This window comes from Thiorhodospira sibirica ATCC 700588, from assembly GCF_000227725.2.
GTDB classification, from domain to species: domain Bacteria; phylum Pseudomonadota; class Gammaproteobacteria; order Ectothiorhodospirales; family Ectothiorhodospiraceae; genus Thiorhodospira; species Thiorhodospira sibirica.
This window is the reverse complement of record NZ_MU255056.1, coordinates 1,588,171-1,608,413: the sequence shown is the minus strand read 5'-3', so window position 1 is coordinate 1,608,413 and position 20,243 is coordinate 1,588,171. Positions and strand designations below refer to the sequence as shown.

General features: G+C 52.3%; 13 protein-coding genes and 4 tRNA genes. 11 read left to right on the top strand and 6 right to left on the bottom strand.

Annotated features, from left to right (window positions below; translation table 11 throughout):
• The first annotated feature begins 226 nt into the window (after positions 1 to 226).
• The 3 genes from THISIDRAFT_RS07660 to THISIDRAFT_RS07650 all read left to right on the top strand — a co-directional run bounded on the left by THISIDRAFT_RS07660 (position 227) and on the right by THISIDRAFT_RS07650 (position 622).
• A tRNA-Gly gene (locus THISIDRAFT_RS07660) sits at positions 227 to 302 on the top strand.
• Between the two features lie 101 nt (positions 303 to 403).
• Positions 404 to 477: transfer RNA gene (locus THISIDRAFT_RS07655), tRNA-Cys, on the top strand.
• 69 nt (positions 478 to 546) lie between these two features.
• A tRNA-Phe gene (locus THISIDRAFT_RS07650) sits at positions 547 to 622 on the top strand.
• Positions 623 to 837: 215 nt separating this feature from the next.
• Here the strand turns inward: THISIDRAFT_RS07650 and THISIDRAFT_RS07645 are convergent.
• From THISIDRAFT_RS07645 to THISIDRAFT_RS07625, 5 genes are all read right to left on the bottom strand, one after another.
• Complete coding sequence (locus THISIDRAFT_RS07645; RefSeq protein ID WP_006787208.1) at positions 838 to 1,392, bottom strand: glycine cleavage system transcriptional repressor; 555 nt, start codon at positions 1,390 to 1,392, stop codon at positions 838 to 840.
• A 221-nt stretch (positions 1,393 to 1,613) separates the two neighbouring features.
• Positions 1,614 to 2,720 carry a glycosyltransferase gene (locus THISIDRAFT_RS07640; RefSeq protein WP_256439194.1) on the bottom strand — a complete coding sequence of 369 codons (1,107 nt, stop codon included), beginning with the start codon at positions 2,718 to 2,720 and terminating at the stop codon, positions 1,614 to 1,616.
• A complete protein-coding gene (locus tag THISIDRAFT_RS07635) occupies positions 2,717 to 3,892 on the bottom strand; it encodes a glycosyltransferase (protein ID WP_006787206.1) in 1,176 nt (391 codons plus the stop codon). Before THISIDRAFT_RS07635 ends, THISIDRAFT_RS07640 begins: the two co-directional genes overlap by 4 nt.
• A 79-nt stretch (positions 3,893 to 3,971) precedes the next feature.
• Positions 3,972 to 5,351: an FAD-binding oxidoreductase gene (locus THISIDRAFT_RS07630; RefSeq protein ID WP_006787205.1), complete on the bottom strand. Its 1,380-nt coding sequence runs from the start codon at positions 5,349 to 5,351 to the stop codon at positions 3,972 to 3,974.
• Positions 5,352 to 5,487: 136 nt separating this feature from the next.
• Positions 5,488 to 5,563 (bottom strand) — tRNA-Asn (locus tag THISIDRAFT_RS07625).
• A 436-nt stretch (positions 5,564 to 5,999) separates the two neighbouring features.
• On the opposite strand from THISIDRAFT_RS07625, the gene smpB reads away from it, so the two are divergent.
• Complete coding sequence (gene smpB / locus THISIDRAFT_RS07620) at positions 6,000 to 6,470, top strand: SsrA-binding protein SmpB (protein ID WP_006787203.1); 471 nt, start codon at positions 6,000 to 6,002, stop codon at positions 6,468 to 6,470.
• A gap of 61 nt (positions 6,471 to 6,531) precedes the next feature.
• Here the strand turns inward: smpB and htpX are convergent, their stop codons facing one another.
• Positions 6,532 to 7,419: a protease HtpX gene (htpX, locus tag THISIDRAFT_RS07615; RefSeq protein ID WP_006787202.1), complete on the bottom strand. Its 888-nt coding sequence runs from the start codon at positions 7,417 to 7,419 to the stop codon at positions 6,532 to 6,534.
• Positions 7,420 to 7,756: 337 nt separating this feature from the next.
• Here htpX and THISIDRAFT_RS07610 point away from each other — a divergent pair, with 337 nt between their 5' ends.
• The 7 genes from THISIDRAFT_RS07610 to THISIDRAFT_RS07585 all read left to right on the top strand — a co-directional run bounded on the left by THISIDRAFT_RS07610 (position 7,757) and on the right by THISIDRAFT_RS07585 (position 19,913).
• Positions 7,757 to 8,788 (top strand): patatin-like phospholipase family protein, encoded by a 1,032-nt coding sequence (locus THISIDRAFT_RS07610; protein WP_006787201.1) that lies wholly within the window; start codon positions 7,757 to 7,759, stop codon positions 8,786 to 8,788.
• 23 nt (positions 8,789 to 8,811) lie between these two features.
• Positions 8,812 to 8,934 carry a hypothetical protein gene (locus THISIDRAFT_RS15035; protein ID WP_006787200.1) on the top strand — a complete coding sequence of 41 codons (123 nt, stop codon included), beginning with the start codon at positions 8,812 to 8,814 and terminating at the stop codon, positions 8,932 to 8,934.
• The gene (locus THISIDRAFT_RS07605) at positions 8,928 to 10,007 is read left to right on the top strand and encodes an aspartate/ornithine carbamoyltransferase family protein (RefSeq protein ID WP_006787199.1); all 1,080 of its coding nucleotides are present in this window, start codon (positions 8,928 to 8,930) and stop codon (positions 10,005 to 10,007) included. Before THISIDRAFT_RS15035 ends, THISIDRAFT_RS07605 begins: the two co-directional genes overlap by 7 nt.
• A gap of 16 nt (positions 10,008 to 10,023) precedes the next feature.
• On the top strand, positions 10,024 to 10,974 hold the full coding sequence (locus tag THISIDRAFT_RS07600; protein ID WP_006787198.1) for an LpxL/LpxP family acyltransferase: 951 nt from the start codon (positions 10,024 to 10,026) through the stop codon (positions 10,972 to 10,974).
• Between the two features lie 11 nt (positions 10,975 to 10,985).
• On the top strand, positions 10,986 to 13,808 hold the full coding sequence (locus THISIDRAFT_RS07595) for a 2-oxoglutarate dehydrogenase E1 component (RefSeq protein ID WP_006787197.1): 2,823 nt from the start codon (positions 10,986 to 10,988) through the stop codon (positions 13,806 to 13,808).
• 622 nt (positions 13,809 to 14,430) lie between these two features.
• Positions 14,431 to 16,422, top strand: coding sequence for a calcium-binding protein (locus THISIDRAFT_RS07590; protein ID WP_139063998.1), 1,992 nt, complete (start codon positions 14,431 to 14,433; stop codon positions 16,420 to 16,422).
• Between the two features lie 20 nt (positions 16,423 to 16,442).
• A complete protein-coding gene (locus tag THISIDRAFT_RS07585; protein ID WP_006787195.1) occupies positions 16,443 to 19,913 on the top strand; it encodes a carboxypeptidase-like regulatory domain-containing protein in 3,471 nt (1,156 codons plus the stop codon).
• The last annotated feature ends 330 nt before the right edge of the window (positions 19,914 to 20,243 follow it).

Sequence of the window (20,243 nt, the reverse complement as noted above, 5' to 3'; positions counted from 1 at the left end):
CTGCCGCAGATGCTTGTTCGCCACCGCCTGAATCATCTCTAGTCGGTCAATTTCTTTGTGACTCATCGTAATGTGCTCCTTCGTCATGCGTGCCCCTCCCGCTTAAATATAAAGGGGACATTTTAGAATTGGACGAAGGGGACATTACTGCTTTGGGCTAACACTCTCTGCGCAAAACTATTGACAGGTTAAAATAAATCGGTATAATATGCGCTCATTCAGTGACGCGGGAATAGCTCAGTTGGTAGAGCACAACCTTGCCAAGGTTGGGGTCGCGAGTTCGAGTCTCGTTTCCCGCTCCAAGCCTTTTCTTACCTCGGTCATGCCGGGGTTTTTTATGCGCTATTGTATGTGTTCTATGATGCAGGCTATTTTATAATCCGCATTAAGTTTTAGATATTCAGGCTGGGTGGCAGAGTGGTCATGCAGCGGCCTGCAAAGCCGTCTACGCCGGTTCGATTCCGACCCCAGCCTCCAGTTTTCAGTGTGTTATCTTGACTTTTTTCAGTCAAAACGATAATATTCAAAAATTGTGTTTCATGTTTTGGCCAGGTAGCTCAGTTGGTAGAGCAGAGGACTGAAAATCCTCGTGTCGGCGGTTCGATTCCGTCCCTGGCCACCATTCTTATATATCCCCTTCCTTATTTGTTGTTTTCTCTAGTTTTCTCTAGTTTTCTCATTTTTCATTGATACAACATGCTTGCCCGGTTCGCGTGGTCCATGCAAGCCGTCTGCGTGCGTGTTTGCATGGACCTCTGTCACCAGTGATGCGCGAGAAGCCCCCAGCTTTAGCCGTGGGCAGGATGTCAATGATTGCACGATTACGACGCTGCGCCGTTAGATTTTGAGCGGTTCAATCACGCCGTCAAGATTGAGTTCGTCGCAAAAGTCGAGAAAGTCTTCGCGCAGTGAGGCAATGTGTTCATTGGCGGGGATTTCAACAGCCATGTGTGCGCTGAACATCGGGGTTGCAGTGTGCGGTGCGTTATAAGCGTGGGTGCTCATTTCCTGAATGTTGATGTCACGGGCCGAGAAAAAGCCGGCGAGTTGGTGGACGATGCCGGGTTGATCCAGGGCGACCACTTCCACTGAGTAGGGCAGATAGGGCGAGCTAAGTTGGCGTGGCCCGGTGCGCTGGGTGATGATTTCCAGTGCGTGTTGGCGGCGCAGGTGGGAAAGGGCGGAATCCAGCTTGCTTAGGGTGTTCCAGTTGCCTGAAACCAGCATGATGATGGCAAAGGCGCCTCCGAGCACGCTCATCCGGCTGTCTTCAATGCTGCAACCGCTGTCGAGGACGGTACGTGACAGGCTTTCAACGATACCGGGATGATCTTCGCCAATGGCGGAGATCACGAGATGGGTGTTGCGTGGATTAGAATCTATGGTTGACATCCGATGACCTGGCTGAATGGCTTGAATAAGTATAAATAAGGACATGGATACCGCAGCAGAGGCGGTATCGCAAGGCCTTTGGTGGTGGTGCCTTGCAAGTTCACGGCTTGCTGCTTGTTAAAGGCTAATCGTACCCGTTTGAGGCTATTTTTTACAGGGGGCGGAGAATCCCGGTGTGGTGGCGGCTTCCAGTAGCGGCATCAAGATGATGCCGCCACGGTTTAATCCAGACCCATGGCCTGTAGATAGGCCTGGGTGGCGCTTTCAACCTGATAGCGTTGCACCGCTTTTTGCCCTTGTTCGCGTGGCTGGGGCGTTGCCAGCACCGCGCAGATGGTCTCTGCAAGGGCCTGATCATCGCCGATGGGCACCAGTGCGCCGTATTGTCCATGATTCAGCACTTCGCGTGGCCCGCTGGGGCAATCGGTGGCAATCACCGGGGTGCCCAGGGCCAAGGCTTCCACCAGCACAATTCCCAGCCCCTCCCAGTGTGCGGTGTGTATAAAGAGCGTGGCGCGGCACAGCCAGGGGTAGGGGTTGGCCACAAAACCGGGCAGGTGTACCGCGTGGGCAATGCCGCATTGCCGGGCCAGCGCTTGCAGGCGGGCGTGTTCGCGTCCCTGTCCGAGAATGGCGACCCGACAGGGTGTGTGTGGGTGTAAACGAGCGACGGCGCGAATCAGGGTGGCGTAATCCTTGCGCGCTGAAAGTTCGCCAATCCCCAGAATCAGCGGGGCTTGACTGGCTGCCAGCCAGGGATCATCAAGGTTTTCGGCGGCCCGTTGTGCCAGATCGGCGCGAATGATTGGGCTGGGTACCACATGCACCGGGGGGGCTGCGGGTCCGAGAAATCCGGCTAAATCCTTGGCGACGCCCTCCGAGGGTACGAGGATGCCGTGGGCAAAGCGATAGGTATGGCGCAGCGACAGTTTTTGCAGGTGGCGTTGCGACCAGGGGCGTCGGGCAAGGCTTTCTGAGACGGTGGTGCCCAGACGCAGGTAGTGGCGCACAGGAACCCCGGAAAGCCAGCGGGCCAGCAGGGCGATGCGATTGATGCGGTCTTTATCTGAGAGTAGTACGGTGGGACGCTGCGTCTGCAGGTAGCGGATCAGGGCAGGCAGTGCCTGCAGGCTGTGTTTTGTGCCCAGATCAATCACGCGCATTCCGGGCGGCACTTGGGCAAAGACCGGCCCATGCTCCCGCACATGCAGCAGATCTACGGCGATGCCCCGTGCGGCGATGGCGGGCAGCAGGTTGCGCATCAACCGATCAACCCCGCTGTGTCCGGAGGTTGCAAGAAAGACAGCAAGCCGTTGTGCCGGGATCAAGGCTGCTTTCGCGCCAGGCCCGGCACGAGCTGGGCATAGACGCTTAGGAGTTTTTCCAGATGCCGGTCAATGTGAAAACGCGACTGTAACCGCTGGGACCCGCGTTGGCCGAGGTTTGCACGCAGCGCGCTATCAGACGCCAGACGCCGCAAACAGCTGGCCAGATGATGCGGATCGTGCGGCGCTGCCAGTAAGCCGTGCCCCCCTTCATGTACGACCGATGCAATGCCCGAGCCGGGAATGTCCGAGGCGACCACGGGCTTGGCATAGTGCATCGCCTCCAGCAATACCAGACCAAAGGCCTCGCTGCGCAACACGGAGGGCAGGCATACCACGTCACAGTCTGCCATCATGGCCCCGAGCGTGTCATTGTCAAGATACCCGGCCAAGCTCACGCGCTCGCTCACGCCAAGCTGCTGGATCAGGGCGTGCAAGCTGGCCTCAAGCGGCCCGGTGCCAATGATCACTAACTGGCATTCAGGAAGACGGGCAAGCGCCTTGATCAGCACGTCAAAGCCTTTGTAGGACACCAGGCGCCCGACCGCCAGGAGTTTTAAGCCTTGCGCGGGCCATTGCCGGGCTGCCCAGGCAAGGGCGGTGGGTGTGGCGGCGGGCAGGCGCTGTGGGTCAATGCCCAGCGGGATACATTGACAGCGCGGGCGTACAGCGGTCAGTGCCGGGCTGGCTTCCAGGTACGCGGGGGAATTGACAATGATGCTGCGGGCGCGCTTAAGCAGTGCCTGCTCAAAGGGGCGGTAGAAACGATACGTCAAGGCCAGCGTGCGACTGTGCTGAGTGATGACATCAGAATGCCAATGCACTACCCACGGCAAGGCGCGGGCCAGCGGTTCAGTCAAGACGCAAAACGCCGACGGGTTGGGTAGGTGCAGATGCAAAATCTGTGGCCGGGTCTTTTTTAAGGCCGCCCGTAACGCCATGGGAAAGCCTGGCGCCATTGGGGTATGCACGATCTCGCCATAGCTTTTCACGGGGTACAGGCCCTTGCAGGGGCTGTGTATCAGGGGAGGCTGCTCAGGGTGCGTATGCACCAGGGCACCGGCCTTGAGGTCATAACGTACACTGGCGTTGAGCAGATCCGCAAGAAAGGACTCCATCCCCCCCGGAACGGGCGGGAAATACTTGCCGATATGCAATACCTGAACGGTTTCCATCACGAAATCATCAACAAAAGGCAGGTTGCAGGGGCGATATAGGGGTTAAACTGACGGGCCATCGGCGCGCCAACGTAGCTTAATCTGGCAGGGTCTTACCCGGATTGAGGATGCCATCGGGGTCAAATTGCTGCTTGATCCGGTGCATCACGCCTAAGGCGGTATCATCCAGCTCGCGTCCGACAAATTCACGTTTGACCAGGCCAATGCCATGCTCACCAGACAGCGTGCCTTGCAGGGATAAGACCAGGGCAAACACCTCATCCAGACAGGCATGAGCGGCCTGCATTTCGCGTGGATCATCAGGATTGATGAGCAAATTTACATGGATATTGCCATTGCCGGCATGACCAAAGTTGACAATCGGGATGCCATAGCGTGTTGATAGCTCCTCCAGTCCCTTGATCAGAGACGGTATGCGCGACACCGGAACCACCACATCCTCGTTGATCTTTTTAGGCGCGATAGTGCGCAATGCCGGCGAAAGAGCCTTGCGTGTGGCCCACAGCGCCTCCACCTCGGCGGGCGTACCGGCCAGCGTAATCGTGAGGCAATCGTCTCCATCAGCAGCCGCCAGAATGGCTTTGCTGTCAGCGTCAATCGAGGCATTGGAGCCATCCACCTCAATCATCAACAAGGCGTCGGCCTGTTGTGGCAGATCAATATCAGCATAGCCACGGATCATCGCAATGGCGCGCCGATCCATAAACTCCAGCGCATGGGGTATCACCGGTTGGGCCATGATGCGCGACACCGCTCGCGCCGCACCTTCGATGGAGGTATATATCGCCTGCAGGGTGCGCTTGCTTTGCGGTAGGGGCGTGAGTTTTAAGCTGGCCTCGACAAGCAGCCCCAAGGTCCCCTCAGAGCCGATAAACAGCCGGGTCAGGTCGTACCCGACAACCCCCTTGGAGGTTTTAACGCCGGTGCGCAAAATCTCACCCGTGCCGGTTACTACCACCAGACCTAAGGTGTTATCCCGCGTGGTGCCATATTTAACCGCGCGTGGGCCTGCCGAGTTATAGGCCAGATTCCCTCCCACACTGCAATAGGCCGCACTGGTCGGATCCGGTGGCCAGAAAAATCCTTGCGTGGCAGCGACATCTTGCACAGTCTGATTGGTGATGCCAACCTGCACCTCCAGCAGACGATCATCCGGAGCAAAGGTGAGCACTTGATCATAGCGCTCAAAACTGACAACCACACCCCCGCCAACCGGCACAGTGGCCCCGGTGGTGCCGGTACCGCGTCCACGCGGAATCAGCGGCATACGATGTTGGCGACACAGACCCACCAGCGTTTGCAGCTGGGCGATATCAGTGGCAAACACCACCGCATCTGCCGGGGCCTGCTGACGCGAATTATCATAGCCGTAGACGCAGCAATCGCTGGGGTCACTGAGTACTTGCTCGCGCCCCAGGGCATCGTGTAATTGTCGAAGAAAAACCGCTTTATCCACCGCAGGCCCTCTGGAAGGCGCGCTCTTTACACATGACAAGATGTTAGCAACGGATCAGCAAATGGTATACGCTACGCCGCTGCACACGCAGTGCGCACAAAAAAGCCAGCCGTAGAAGGCTGGCTTTTTTAGAATATGGCTCCCTGGGACGGGCTCGAACCGCCGACCTAGTGATTAACAGTCACCCGCTCTACCGACTGAGCTACCAGGGAATAATGAAGATGCTGATAAATTATCCTGTCAATTTTAGAGCCTGATTTTCAGCAAGTCAAGCCCCGGAAGCCGTTAAACGCCTATGCTATGCTCACGGGATCTTTGACACGCGATAGGCCGAATAGGCGCAGCGTGTGCGATTCAGCATAAAATACGATCTTAGTATTTGATTAAGAGGTGTTTTTTATGTTTCGGAGGCTGTATTTCTTAATTTTGCTAAATTTTGTACTCAGCGCATGCAGTTCACCGCAGCCGGCTTGGCGCAAGCCGGGGACATCCCCCAATGATACCCTGACTGCGCTGTCGCAATGTAAGTATGAGATTCGCTTGAACAACATCCCGCAGGCAGAACGCGATATGATGCTCAAAAACTGTATGCAGGCGCAGGGCTTTCGTTTGCACTCGCGCTAAAATGAACACGAAGCATTTAATTTCATGAACAAAAAAACCAAAAACACAGGCAGTACCATCGCGCTCAATAAAAAGGCGCGGCATGATTTTTTCATCGAGGAGCGCTTTGAGGCAGGACTTTCGCTGCATGGCTGGGAAGTCAAAAGCCTGCGCGCCGGGCGGGTGCAGTTGACGGAGAGCTATGTGCTGGTCAAGCAGGCGGAAGCGTGGCTGTTTGGCGCGCATATCACCCCGCTGCCCACGGCCTCCACGCACATTCACCCAGACCCGACGCGCACACGCAAGTTATTGCTGCATCGCAGCGAACTTAATAAGCTGATTGGACTGGTCGAGCGCAAGGGCTATACCTTGGCGCCGCTGGCCTTGTACTGGAAACAGGGACGGGCCAAGCTGGAGATTGGTCTGGCCAAGGGCAAAAAGGAGTTTGACAAGCGGGCGGTCGTCAAGGAACGCGACTGGGACCGGGAAAAACAGCGTCTGCTGAAAAAAGCCTGATGTCTGTGGAGACACTGGCAGATGCCAGTGTCTCCTGCTTAACCGCCACTTGATGCAAGGCTTACTGCGCAGATTTCAGCGCATTAATGCGCTCTTCCAGCGGGGGGTGAGTCATGAACAGTTTTTTGAGGCCATCGCCCATGCCGCCGCGAATCCCGAACGCCGCCATTTGATCGGGCATTTGTGTGGGCTGCTCTTGCATGGCGCGCAGGCGTTCCAGCGCAGCAATCATCTTGGTACGGCTGGACAGCTTGGCACCGGCCTCGTCGGCACGAAACTCGCGCAGCCGCGAAAACCACATGACAATGATCGAGGCCAGAATCGCCAGCAGGATTTCTGCAACGATGGTCGTCACCCAAAAGGCAATGCCGTGACCTTCCTCGTTTTTGAAAATCACCCGATCCACAAAGTGGCCGATGACGCGGGCGATGAAGATCACAAAGGTATTCACTACGCCTTGAATCAAAGCCAGGGTCACCATATCACCATTGGCCACATGGCCGACTTCATGACCCAGCACCGCCTCCACTTCATCGGCATTCATGTGATCCAAAAGCCCGGTGCTGACCGCCACCAGGGCATTATTGCGATTCATGCCCGTGGCAAAGGCGTTTGGATCAGGCGAGTCGAAAATACCAACCTCCGGCATCCCGATACCCGCCGCTTCGGCCTGACGACGCACCGTGTCCACCAGCCATTGCTCGGTGGCATCACGCGGCTGTTCAATGATGTGGACACCCATGGTCTTTTTGGCCATCCACTTGGAAATCGCCAGCGAGATAAACGAGCCACCAAAGCCAAAAATCAGCGCAAAAATCAACAGGGAGTTCAGATTCAGGTTGGTCCCTGATTCGTCAAGGATGCTCTCCACACCCAGCAAGCGTAGGGTGATGCTTAGCACCACCACGATGGCCAGGTTGGTTGCAAGAAACAAGGCAATACGTTTCATCAACAACACTCCACACAACAAGGGTTAGAAAAAAGGCTAAAGACCGCGTATTAGATAGGGACATGGCGCAAAAATTCAAGCTTTTTAGGCTACAGGCCACACGCTTACCGCCTGGGCGCTGAAGCACCCTGGAACGCCAAGCCCCAGCTCCGCACCCTAACGCTAAGCAATTGGAACGCCGTCAGCATCATGCCTGTGGTGTGCTGGCGTTGGTACCATGAATCCATGCGGATCACGCCGGGCAAGCCGGGTCGTGTTACACTGATAACGATTGGTTGCCAGCGGTTGCGATGCGCTGGTTGGTTTTTCTGCAACTTTTTGCAAGATGAGGGATATCATGTCAGACACCACACAACCTAAACTTGTTGAACTGGCTTTGCAGGGCGGTGGCGCGCACGGCGCTTTCACCTGGGGGGTTTTGGATGAGTTTCTTGAAGACCCACGGATTCACATTGAGGCGCTAAGCGGCACCTCGGCGGGCGCGATGAATGCCGTGGTGGTGGCTGATGGGCTGCGTCGCGGCGGGGAGCCAGGGGCGCGTGAGGCTTTGCGCAATTTCTGGTCAGCCGTCAGCCGCTCGGCAATGGCCAGCCCGATTCAGCGCACACCCATTGATATGTTCATGGGCAACTGGAGTCTGGATATGTCACCGGGCTATATCATGATGGATATGCTCAGTCGTCTGGTATCGCCCTATCAGTTTAATCCGATGAATATTAACCCCCTGCGCGAGATTGTCGCCGAACAGGTCGATTTTGACGCGGTGCGCAGTTGTCCCGATATCAAGCTCTTTGTGACGGCAACCAATGTGCGCAGCGGCAAAGTGCGGGTCTTTCGTAAAGAGGAGATGAGCGTTGATACCGTGATGGCCTCGGCCTGTTTGCCGTTTATTTATCAGGCGGTGGAGATTGATGGCGAGGCGTATTGGGATGGCGGCTATATGGGAAATCCGGCGTTATTTCCGTTGGTCGAGGAGTGCAAGGGGCGCGATATTGTGATTGTGCAGATCAATCCGATTTATCGTGATGAGGTGCCCACCACCGCAGCGGGGATTATGAACCGCCTTAATGAGATCACCTTTAATTCCAGTCTGATCAAAGAAGTGCGGGCGATTGCGATGCTCAAAAACATGCTGTCTAAGGAGGGGCTGCTAGATAAGCACCATTGGGGGGATGTGCATTTTCATCGGGTGAATGCCGACCACGAGCTTAAAAAGCTGTCGGTGTCGAGCAAGCTTAACGCGGAATGGGCCTTTTTGGAGTACTTGCATAATGTCGGCAAGCAAACGGCCAAGGCCTGGCTTGCGCGTCATTTTGACGATCTGGGACAGCGTTCCAGCCTGGATATTGATTCCGTGTATCTGTACTGAGCCATGCCTTAGCGGAGAAACTAATGACAATTTCTGTAGAAGCCCTGGGGATTTTAGTGATGGTTGCCACCGGCTTGACCACGCTGGCACCGGTGTTGTTGCTGGGGCTGCTGGTGCGTGATGTACGACGAGGTTGCTTATGGTAGTGCCACCCGATGTACGCCTGCAAAAAACCCTGCGCCCCAAAGACGGCACGGCGGGCATTGAGCGCCCCAAGGCTTTGCTGGATGCCCTGCCGGAAGATCCCCGGCCATTGATGGCCCTATCCAGTCGCCATGTCGTTTCCGCCCGCGCCTTTGATCGGGCTACGCTGGTGCAGCTGTTTCGTCTGGCGGCGCAATACGAAAGCACCCCGCAGCTGATGCACATGCCCTTAAGCGGCAAGATTTTGATCAGCGCCTTCTATGAACCCAGCACTCGCACCCGGCTTTCTTTTGAAAGTGCCTGGCATCGGCTGGGCGGCGATATTATGTCGATCACCGACCCGGCCACCACCGGCATGGCCAAGGGCGAGTCGCTGGCGGATATTGCCGAGATGTTTAATAACTACGGTGATGTGATTGTACTGCGCAATAATGAGGATCATGCCATCTATGAGATGCTTGATGCGCTGCGCATTCCGATCATCAACGCGGGCAATGGCATTGATGAACACCCGACGCAGGCCATGGCGGACTTATACACGATTTTCAAATGGCGTCCGCAGCTGCTGGCCGAGCACGTCCCCCCGGCGCAGCATATCCGCATCGGGGTGATCGGCGTTCCAGGGCGGATGCGCACGGTGCGCAGCCTGTTGCTGATGCTGGGGCAATTTAGCGAAGTGATTGCCGAGGTGGTGGTGATCTGCGATGAGGCCGCGCCTTTCAGTGCCGGTCAGGCCGAGGAACTCGCCGCGCTGGGGCTAAAGGTGCGCATCAGCAAGCAGCTGGATGCGGAGTTGCCCGCGCTGGATGTGGTGTATATCAACGCCATTGCCTGGGTGGGCGATACCTTCGAGGCGATGGGCAAAAACCTGCGTCTGAGCGCCGCGTCCCCGCTGAAACCGGATGCCATCATTTTGCATCCGCTGGCCCGTGGTGAGGAACTGGCAACTGATCTTGATGCCACCCCGCATAACTGGTATTTCGCGCAGGCACGCGGGGCGGTGTTTATCCGCATGGCCTTGTTGACCTGCACGGTGCGGCGGGTCAGCGAGGTAATGGATACGCCGCTCAGCTAAGGTGCCAGCGCAGATAATGCGTGATTCCCCAGAGCATGGCGCGGCCTATCAGGCTCCCTTCACAGCCGCGCTGCTGCATCCGCGTCATTGGCCCAGCTGGTTAGGCCTGGGCCTATTAGCGGTGCTGAGCCTGTTGCCGCGCCGGGTGCTGCGTCTGCTGGCCGTGCCGGTGGCCGCTATGCTGTGGCATACGGGCCAGCGGCGCCGCCAGATTGCTTTGGTTAATCTGCGGCTGTGCTTTCCTGAGCTGGATGAAACCGCCCGCCTTCAGCTGTTAAAACGCCATCTGCGCGGTAGCGCACACTGTTTGCTGGATTATCCCCGGCTATGGTTTCGCGGCACTCATCCCCCTACCCCACCCCTGCAGATTCATGGCCTGGAGCATCTGCAGCGCTGTCAGCAGGCCGCGCAGCCGGTGATTTTGCTGGCGGCACACACCGCCGCACTGGATTTTGCCGGGCTGGAATTAGGGCGGGTACTGGGGCAGGGCTGCTCCATGGCCAAGCCCCTGAAAAACCCCGTCGCGGAATGGATCAATCACCGCAGCCGCACCCGCTATGGTGCGCAGATCTTCAGTCGTGCGCAGGGCTTGCGTCCGGTGGTGCGCCGGTTGCGTGCTGCCGGAGTATTTTATTATCTGCCGGATGAGGATTTAGGCCCGCGCCACGCCGTTTTTGCCCCGTTTTTCGGCATCCCCAAGGCCACCCTGAGCGCCCTAGGCGGCCTGGCATCCATGACTGGTGCTGCGGTGCTGCCCTGCATCACCACCTATGACACCGAACACGATCAGTACCATGTCTGGATATCGCCCCCGCTGCAAGACTTCCCCACAGGTGATAAGCTTGCCGATGCGCAGCGCATGAACGCAGCCCTTGAACAGCTGATCCGCCAACACCCCGAGCACTACCTGTGGAGTTTTCGCTGGTTCAAGACCCGTCCCGATCCCAAGGATAATTTCTACTTTTAGCAGACAACGCGATGAACCGGCCGACCGCACACACCGATATGCAAGCCCAATGGGCAAGTTCCCACCTTAACGCCAGCAATGCGGCCTACCTTGAGCAGCTGTTTGAGCAATATCTGCAAGACCCTCACAGTGTGCCCGAGCGCTGGCGCGGCTATTTTGATCAATGGGTGCTGGATGAACGCGACAAAAGCGCCGCCCAGCATAGCCAGGTCCGCGAACAGTTTCGCCGCATGGCCGAACATCACGGGCCTTATCGAATGCCCTTGGGGCGTCTGGAGCAAGAACGCAAACAGGTTCACGTCCTGCAACTGATCACCACCTACCGCCTGCTGGGCCATCGCCATGCGCAGCTTGACCCGCTGGGGCTTTTGCACAGCGAACCGTTGCCGGAGCTGAGTCTGGCTCATCACCAGCTCAGCGAAGACGATCTGGACATCCGCTTTAATCCCGGTACGCTGTACTGCCCGGATAACGCCACCTTGCGCCAGATTCTAGGCATTTTGCGCGATACCTACAGCGGCCATCTGGGGGTGGAGTACATGCACCTGATCGAAACCACCGAGCGGCGCTGGTTACAGCAACGCCTGGAAACGGTGCGCGGGCGGCCACACTTTGAAGCCACACAACAGCGCTACATTCTCGAACGCCTGACCGCCGCCGAAGGGCTGGAGCGCTATCTGCACAGCCGCTATGTGGGGCAAAAACGCTTCTCGCTGGAAGGCGGCGAAAGCCTGATTCCCATGCTCGATGCGCTGATCCAGCAGGCCGGCACCCAGGGCGTGCGCGAGCTGGTTATCGGCATGGCTCACCGGGGACGGCTTAACGTCCTGGTCAATATTCTGGGCAAATCGCCCCAGGAACTGTTTCAGGAATTTGAAGGCATTCATCAGGCCAGCGAAGGCACCGGCGATGTCAAATACCACATGGGCTTTTCCTCCGATATGCACACCCCCGGCGGACCGGTACATCTGGCGCTGGCCTTCAACCCCTCACACCTGGAAATCGTCGGCCCGGTGGTGGAAGGCTCCGCCCGCGCCCGTCAGGAGCGGGGCGATGACCGCGAAGGCGATCACGTCCTGCCGGTGCTGTTGCACGGCGATGCCGCCTTTGCCGGGCAAGGCGTGATCATGGAAACTCTCAACATGTCACAAACCCGAGGCTTTTCCACCAAAGGCACCGTGCATATCGTCATCAACAACCAGATCGGCTTTACCACCAGCACCCTCAAGGATGCCCGCTCCACCTATTACTGCACCGATGTGGCCAAAATGGCCAATGTGCCGATTCTGCACGTCAATGCCGATCACCCGGAGATGGTTGTCTTTGCCACTCGCATTGCGCTGGAATACCGCATGACCTTCAAAAAGGACGTGGTCATTGACCTGGTCTGCTATCGCCGCCACGGCCATAACGAGGTAGACGAACCCAACGCCACCCAGCCCCTGATGTACCAACGCATCAAAGCCCTGCCGACCACCCGCGCCCTATACGCCCAGCGCCTGGTCGAACTCGGCGTGCTGGAAGAACATGAACCGGGCGCGCTGGAAAAAGCCTGCCGGGCGCAACTCGAAGCCGGCGAGAACATGGTGCCGCATCTTTTGCGCGAACCGGAAAAGAAAAACCCGCAGGCCGTGAACTGGCGCAGCTTTATCGGCATACCCTGGCAAGAACCCACCGACACCTGCGTCCCTTTAAGCACCCTGCAAACACTGTGGAAACAACTGCGCCAACTGCCGGAAGGCTTCGAGCTGCACCCCCGTGTTGCCAAAATCATGGACGACCGCCACAAAATGGCCGCCGGTTCACTCCCGCTGGACTGGGGCTTTGGCGAAACCATGGCCTACGCCACCCTGCTTAGCGAAGGCTACCCGGTGCGCCTGTCCGGACAAGACAGTGGCCGTGGCACCTTCTTTCACCGCCATGCGGTACTGTTCAATCAAAAAGACGAGCGCCGCTATGTGCCGCTGCGCGAACTCAGCGCAGACACCCCCTTTCTGGTGATTGACTCACTGCTCTCGGAAGAAGCCGTGCTGGCCTTTGAATACGGCTACGCCACCGCCGCCCCGGACACCCTGGTCATCTGGGAAGCACAATTTGGCGATTTTGCCAACGGCGCCCAAGTCGTCATTGACCAATTCATCAGCTCCGGCGAACAAAAATGGGGGCGACTGTGCGGACTGGTATTACTGCTGCCACACGGCTACGAAGGCCAAGGCCCAGAACACTCCTCGGCACGGCTGGAACGCTTTTTACAACTCTCCGCACAGCACAACATGCAAGTCTGCGTCCCCAGCACCCCGGCGCAAATTTTTCACCTGCTGCGTCGGCAAATGCGCCGCCCCTATCGCAAACCCCTGATCGTCATGACCCCCAAAAGCCTGCTGCGTCACAAACTGGCCACCAGTCGCCTGGAAGACCTCAGCGAAGGGCGTTTTCACAACGTACTCGATGAAATCGACCCGCTTGCCCCCGAAGCCGTCACGCGAATCCTCATCTGCGCCGGCAAAATTTACTACGACCTGCTCGAAGCGCGCCGGCTTGAAGAACTCAGCCAGATAGCCATCATCCGCTTAGAACAAATCTACCCCTTCCCCGACGAAGAAATGACCGCCATCCTCGCCCGCTACCCCAACGCCCAGGAATTCATCTGGGTCCAGGAAGAACCGCTCAACCAAGGCGCCTGGTACGCCAGCCAGCACCACATCCGCGCCCTGCTCGGCGAACGGCGCTACCTGCAACACATCGCCCGCCCCGCCTCCGCCTCCCCGGCAGTGGGCTATTTTGACGTCCACGTCCGCCAGCAAAAAGAACTCATACAACGCGCTTTGGGTTGAAAATCACCCCGCCGGGAGCGCCGAGTTGTACTCGGCAGCTGGGCAACCAAGTACCCGGATTTAAAACCTTGCCGAGTACAACTCGGCGCTCCGCTCCTTCCCCTGCCACACGCCCAAAACTCTCCCCCTGCTAAGGGGGAGTCCCGCCGCAGGCGGGGAGGGGGTTAAAACCACTCATAAACCACCCCGGCGCTACGCGCCACCCCTCCTTGAAAAGGAGGGGAGTTTTTGACGTGGCGGCGGCTTCCCTGCCCGCACCGCGCCTGCCTGCCGCGACGCACGCGGCGCAGGCAGGTGCGTCGCGGCAGGCAGCCGTCGCTTTGTGCGACATCAAGATGATGCCGCCACTGTGCATGAGGTAGCGGTTTTGCAGGGTTCACGACGGTTTGGAGTAAAACGATCTGCTCTTTGAATAATTTATTTTATTTATACATCTGCGTGCAAAATAGCAATACTTATTCTTAGTTATTTAGCTTCAATTCGTTGATTTAAATCAATAAATTAAAGAACAAACACTTGAGAAAAACAAAAAAAAAGGATAGCATGGCTTAGAATTAATTTAAAGCAGGTCAAAGGTTTTTTTAACTTTAAAAACAAGGAGATGATAATATTCAGTGAACTCATGCTGGATATTGTCTCGCATAAATCAATGAAAAATCAATTTTATGTTCCAGGTATCGTAAAGCACATCATTATCCCAGATAATGAGTATGTTTTTTTGCATCCTATCCCCATGGAAAACTACCATGATTTAGAGATTACTTTGGGCGGCCCCTCTGCGCGCGTGGAAATGTCAAGCGCAATCGCACGTATAGCAAAGATAACGCTATCTTCTGAAGGAATTTATCAGTATTCATTTAATTCTGATACAGGGCGCATTGAAGTAAAAAACGCATTTGAAGAAATTGTTGTAACGCTGCCTGTAGATAAAGACGGAATGAGCTCATGGATTAGAGTGGGCGAAACAGAATACAGCCAAATACAAGTGAATCCACAAACTTTTGAATTAACTGGGTCACTGCTTGAAAGCGCAATAGAAACTAACCCATTGTTTGAGCTGGTTGAGCCTGGCATACTGAAAATAAATAATGAATCATTTAATCATGCTCAAATTAAATTACAATGGAGCGATGAGTCTTTAAGCTCTACTGCAATACTAACATACCCCGGTATTGCAGATGAAAAAGATTATCGATTCGATTTTAGTGCGCATCCCCTGGAAAAAATAAGTTTGTTTGGCTTAAATTTTGACCTGGTTGCATCGCCTGATGACATGAGTGGCATTGCTGTGGATAGTACGCATTGGTCTGCCGCAATCAGACTGGACGGAGAGAGCAATAGCTTTGCTGATTTGAGTAAAATAAAAACCGATATCAATATGCTCGGGGCCTCTTTTGCAGAAGGGTTTATTTTGCCAGATAAAAATGGCTATTATGATGAAGATGATGATGAGTATTACGAATTTTACTGGTTTATGCATCCAGATCAGGCCGATGGACTTGAGGTTAGTGGTGCAGGTAGAATTGAATTAGAAGGATATGCGACTAAGCTCATTGATTTATCTAAAATTAATTCTCATTTAAGCCTGGATCGTGCCTTATTTGTCGAAGGTGTGATTTATCCAAGCAGCTTTAATGGGTATGTTGTCACAGAGGATTGGTACGAATACCTTGGGATTGAGCTGAGACCTGATCAAGCCCATGGTTTGGAAATACAGGGAGAAAATAGTTATATTGATATTCTGGGTAATGCCGATAGGCGCATTGATTTGTCTAACGTTGCTATTAATATTTATGCAGATGAGATTACATCAGAAGTAATTTTTCCTGTGACACATGCTGAACAGCTTTTGTCTATACACGCCATTCAGCTTGAAAATCCTAGTTTATATAACACTGAATCAAAAGGATTTATTGATATTTCTGGAGTCAATGCAGACACGGTGTTCCCTCAAAACATTGACTTGCTAAACATTAGAGCAATAAATTTCGATTTTAATTTTGAGGGAGTAATCGATTTAAGTCATTTAAATGATTTGGTTAAACGTGTGTGGGCAAGGGACACTCACAAAGATATCGAGATAATTACCGGCGAAGGAAGCCAGTCTATTTATGCCGGACTCGGAAAAAGCATTCTGACTGGCGGTGAAGGCAATGATGTTTTTAAATTTAATGCCAATCATGGAGAGGATAGTGTTATAACGGATTTTTTACAAGGGGACAATCAGTTAGAGATTTTATTCAATGCATGGGATTTTTGGTCTTGGCGCCTTATTGCTCAAGACGAATTAAGAGGTAATGGAAGCGTTTATCAGGTTGTTGATGTAGGAGGGACGTTAAATGAAAACACGGGATTAGCGGTATTACAGACATCCCAAGCTGAATTATCTGTTGAAAGCGCATTAGCCGTAGCCAATCAATTTGCGAATGTTAATCCAGGAGATTATTTTTATTTGTTAATGAGTGACGCCGAAAACAGCACTTTGTTTATTGTGGCAGATAGCACTAATGATGGAATAATTGATTCATCTGTAAAGATGGTCACTCTTGCGGGGGTTATGAATGCGTCAGAAAACTTGAGCGATAGTCATTTTATTGGATTTAATGGCATCTAAATTTATTTTATGAGGCAGCTATGAACACAGCGCGATATGCACGATTTCTTGCTTTGATGCTCTTTTTAATATTGGGTATCCATGCAAGCACAGCATCAGAGGTCATTTATCTTGACCCGGATCAAGATAGATGGGTTGTCAATAACGCACAGTCTATTTATGCCTTACCCGGACATGACTATGCAAACACTCTGATTATTTTAGAGAACGCCGCCGCAAAAATTACTGAAATTGCACCTTCATTGGTCAATCAGCTGCGTTTCCAGTTATATCCAGGTCAAGACTATTTTTATCAGCACGATGGTCAGGAACTGATTATTTACTCTGGAACGCAAAGAATATTATCCGTTCCGCTTAACAATGAAGGGCGCTCGGAGGCTTATTTTAGAGTTGGCGCAACGGGTGATTTTCATGTGATCAGACCGCATGCCCTCGAAGGCTATGCTGTAGGTACGCAGCCTTTGGTAGCAACGCGTGTCGCTATTTACGACGAGGATAGCCGCTTGCTTGCTACGGTGATGACCGATGCAAATGGCTTTTATCGTTATCCGGTTTCTGCGCCAGGTAATTACCATGTTGTGGTTGAAGACAGTGGCTTTGACCGTGCGCTAACGGCTGTATGCGATCCGCAAAATCAGCAGGCGGTGTGTCATGTTACGCCGTTTAGCACCTTGACTGAGCATTTGATCACACACCACGGTTATGCCCTGTCTGAGGCACGCTATGCAGCCAATAGCCGTCTTTGTGATTGCACAGACTGTCTTGATCCCTTTGCGCAATGGGCTGAATATTTTGCGTTCAGTCACACGCATGACGCGTTAGGATTTACTATGCTCACGCAGGAAATTGCGCGTCATCGTGGTTTAGAGGGCTGGTTGGTCTCACAAGCGGTATTACCGGCATCTGGTATTAAAGCCTTGCAAGGCACGGTCAAACTGGCCTCCATATTGCCTATCCGTTATGGCGAGGTTCGGCTGGTGACCGATACTGCAACCTATCCCCAGATGGCAATGACCGACGCCACCGGAGCTTGGGTCATTCCGCTACACCTGCTTGATCTATCCCATCTAAACCCCTTGCGCATCGAGGTAGATTTTACTCGGGGGCGTATCTCCGAAACCTTTTCCACATCCCTATCGGCTGAGACACTCGCCGCGTTTGCACAATCTGCAGATCAATGCGCAAAATCCATTGAAATCAATGTATTCACGACGCTTGCCGATCGTTATCAACAAGCAACAGGTGCCGATGCTGCCCAAACACAGCGTGCCATCCAGCGCTACTTTAATATGCCAGCGAGTATTGATTTATCCGATACGCGCTCAGTTGATCGATATTACTCCCGTCAGTTGTTTTTCGATGAGCATACCGTTTCATTAAAATTTGATCAGGTGATTGCTGAGATCCTGTTGCCACGCAAAGCGCACTTGGGAACAGACGACGCAATAAATCTTTTAGGTGCAGGTTTCAAATCCGGGGCACTCGCTGTTTTAGGAGCAGGTAGCCAAGTAGCATTTGCACATCTATCTAATGCTTTAGGGTTTCCAACTGCGGACGAAAAAATAGCAATCGAGCTTTCGAAGATACGTAATACTTTGTATGAAATGAATACAAGTATTACCGAAATCAAGGATAGTATTAAATATCTTGATGAGAGACTTTTCACCCAAAATGAAGCAAACCGCCTTCGCGGTCAAGCTACTACATATTTTGGTCATGCAGATAGAGCAAAGTCAGATATTGAAACGAGTTACGATGAATTAATTACTTTATTAAATTGGCAAGGTACTGCATTAGGACCTGATGACATTCAATTTTATATAGAATACTGGAAATCAAGAGACATTCCAGCAAAATTAAATGCTTATGTTTCCCATATATATACTAATAAAAGTGGAAACGCATTCGATTACTTAACACAAGCATTGAGTATTGAAATAAGCGCAAGCAAAGATAAAAATTTAGCATTAGCTAATGCTTATTCTCTTTTGAATTCCCGTTTTTTAGAAGCAATGGATCTTAGTATTAAGGCAATAATTGTTCAGTCTAATGCTTTAAATTGGAATCCTAATTTAAATAGTGCTAGTTTTAACTTTGAAAATAATCTAAACAATCTAGCTAGTCAATTTTTAACTAGCGTTAAAAATAATATTAATGCGCAAGTTGATACATTTTTGATGCAAGTAGAGCGCTTAGTGGTTGCTACTGCGGATACACGTACAATAATAGTGGGTGGCGAAAAACCAATGTTTCCGGATAGCATTCATGCTGTGTTTAGATCGGCAGATTCTTTAGCTAAAGCTTTTAATCCAGAAAAATATGACGCTGTTTTAGTTGTTCGTGTTATTGGTGATCCGACAAGTTTTTATAGGTATGTTGGAATGCTCCCTGTTGGAAATTCACCTTCCGGCATTACAGATCCTATTAAAAACTGGAATGGACGGTCTAGGCTAGATAATAGAGGCGATATTAGTTATTTAAGACTAAATAACGAGAACGTAAGATCATATACTGCCCCAATTCCTAGTGGCTATAGCGATCGTTATATCGGATGGCGCTGGATTGAAGATAATAAATGGGAAATGGATGCAAGTACTAATCAGATTTTGGTAACAAAATTCAAGATTCCTTCCATGGATATTCTTATTCGAAATAACCAAGAATCATTCAAAGAATTTAATTATGATTATGGTAAGCTCACATATTCAAACTTATATCCTTATGTAAACAACCCTAGAACAATAGAAATTAAAAAAGAAGTAGACACTGACATATTGTTTGGTCATACAGTCGTAGTCGCTAGGGAAATTCCTAGATTTTACGAAGACAATCGCAATGTACCAAACTCTTTACCAGGCATACTCCATCAAACTGTAAATCAATGCTTTGATGAGAATTCAACATGGCTAAATCTTCCAGATCCTTTAACAAATAGGAATTTCATCCAATCTGCTTTTAATTTAAAGTTTTATAAATCTGGGTGTGATTTTATAAATAGCTCCTCATCTTCTAATGGCGCTGTAAGCTTTTTTGTGAAAAACAAAATCGCAAATTCAAGCATAAAATTCGATGCAGAGGTAAATGAGAATACTTTTCATATGTTGCCGCATCACAATAAAACGCTAACCCAGTGGAGTCTATTTTTAGATAGAGCCAATATGTTTACAGAAAATTCTGAATATAATCAAGGATACATGGGCGCCGAACCAATCCTTCAGCGTTATCTTGTTGACAATGAAAATATTATTAAGACAATCAGTTCAACCAGCGATAGAGCAATAAAAAGAAACGGCTCTGGCACTTTTAGAGATACAAATGGCTTTCAAAAAATAACTTTTCAATTTAATCATGAAAGTAAATTTCCTCCAGACCCATTTAATAGCGTGGTGCGTTTTTTTGGTAGATTGCTAGGAAGTCAGCTTTCTTTTAATAAATCTGATAGGGTTGAAATAAAAAGAAATTTGATTTATTTTGAAATGAAGGTTGATTAAATCTCTCAGGGTCATATTCCCCGCCGCTTGCGGCGAAGCAAAGGATCGCGTCTGAAAAGCCCGATTGAGTGACGTCGAGCCGCGAAGCATGCGAGCACAACGAAATACCCCGCCCCTTGGGGCGGGGACGTTCATTTAAGCAGCAGAGTGCCGCGCTTTTGAGTGCGGCACTCTTAGGTTCTGTTGACATAAGAGCATCCACCGTTAGGATAATGCGCTTTTTTGCTCGATCATGACGAATTACCTTGAAATTCTTGAGGACGCGGCGGCGGCTTCCAGCCGTCGCGAGCCGTAGCGGACGCATCTTGCGTTCGCTGTGGCGATACCTTC

Coding starts and splice junctions, on each gene's coding strand:
- THISIDRAFT_RS07645 (WP_006787208.1), bottom strand. CDS start 1,392: ATGTCAACCATAGATTCTAATCCACGCAACACCCATCTCGTGATCTCC.
- THISIDRAFT_RS07635 (WP_006787206.1), bottom strand. CDS start 3,892: ATGGAAACCGTTCAGGTATTGCATATCGGCAAGTATTTCCCGCCCGTT.
- smpB (WP_006787203.1), top strand. CDS start 6,000: ATGAACAAAAAAACCAAAAACACAGGCAGTACCATCGCGCTCAATAAA.
- htpX (WP_006787202.1), bottom strand. CDS start 7,419: ATGAAACGTATTGCCTTGTTTCTTGCAACCAACCTGGCCATCGTGGTG.
- THISIDRAFT_RS07610 (WP_006787201.1), top strand. CDS start 7,757: ATGTCAGACACCACACAACCTAAACTTGTTGAACTGGCTTTGCAGGGC.
- THISIDRAFT_RS15035 (WP_006787200.1), top strand. CDS start 8,812: ATGACAATTTCTGTAGAAGCCCTGGGGATTTTAGTGATGGTTGCCACC.
- THISIDRAFT_RS07605 (WP_006787199.1), top strand. CDS start 8,928: ATGGTAGTGCCACCCGATGTACGCCTGCAAAAAACCCTGCGCCCCAAA.
- THISIDRAFT_RS07600 (WP_006787198.1), top strand. CDS start 10,024: ATGCGTGATTCCCCAGAGCATGGCGCGGCCTATCAGGCTCCCTTCACA.
- THISIDRAFT_RS07595 (WP_006787197.1), top strand. CDS start 10,986: ATGAACCGGCCGACCGCACACACCGATATGCAAGCCCAATGGGCAAGT.
- THISIDRAFT_RS07590 (WP_139063998.1), top strand. CDS start 14,431: ATGCTGGATATTGTCTCGCATAAATCAATGAAAAATCAATTTTATGTT.
- THISIDRAFT_RS07585 (WP_006787195.1), top strand. CDS start 16,443: ATGAACACAGCGCGATATGCACGATTTCTTGCTTTGATGCTCTTTTTA.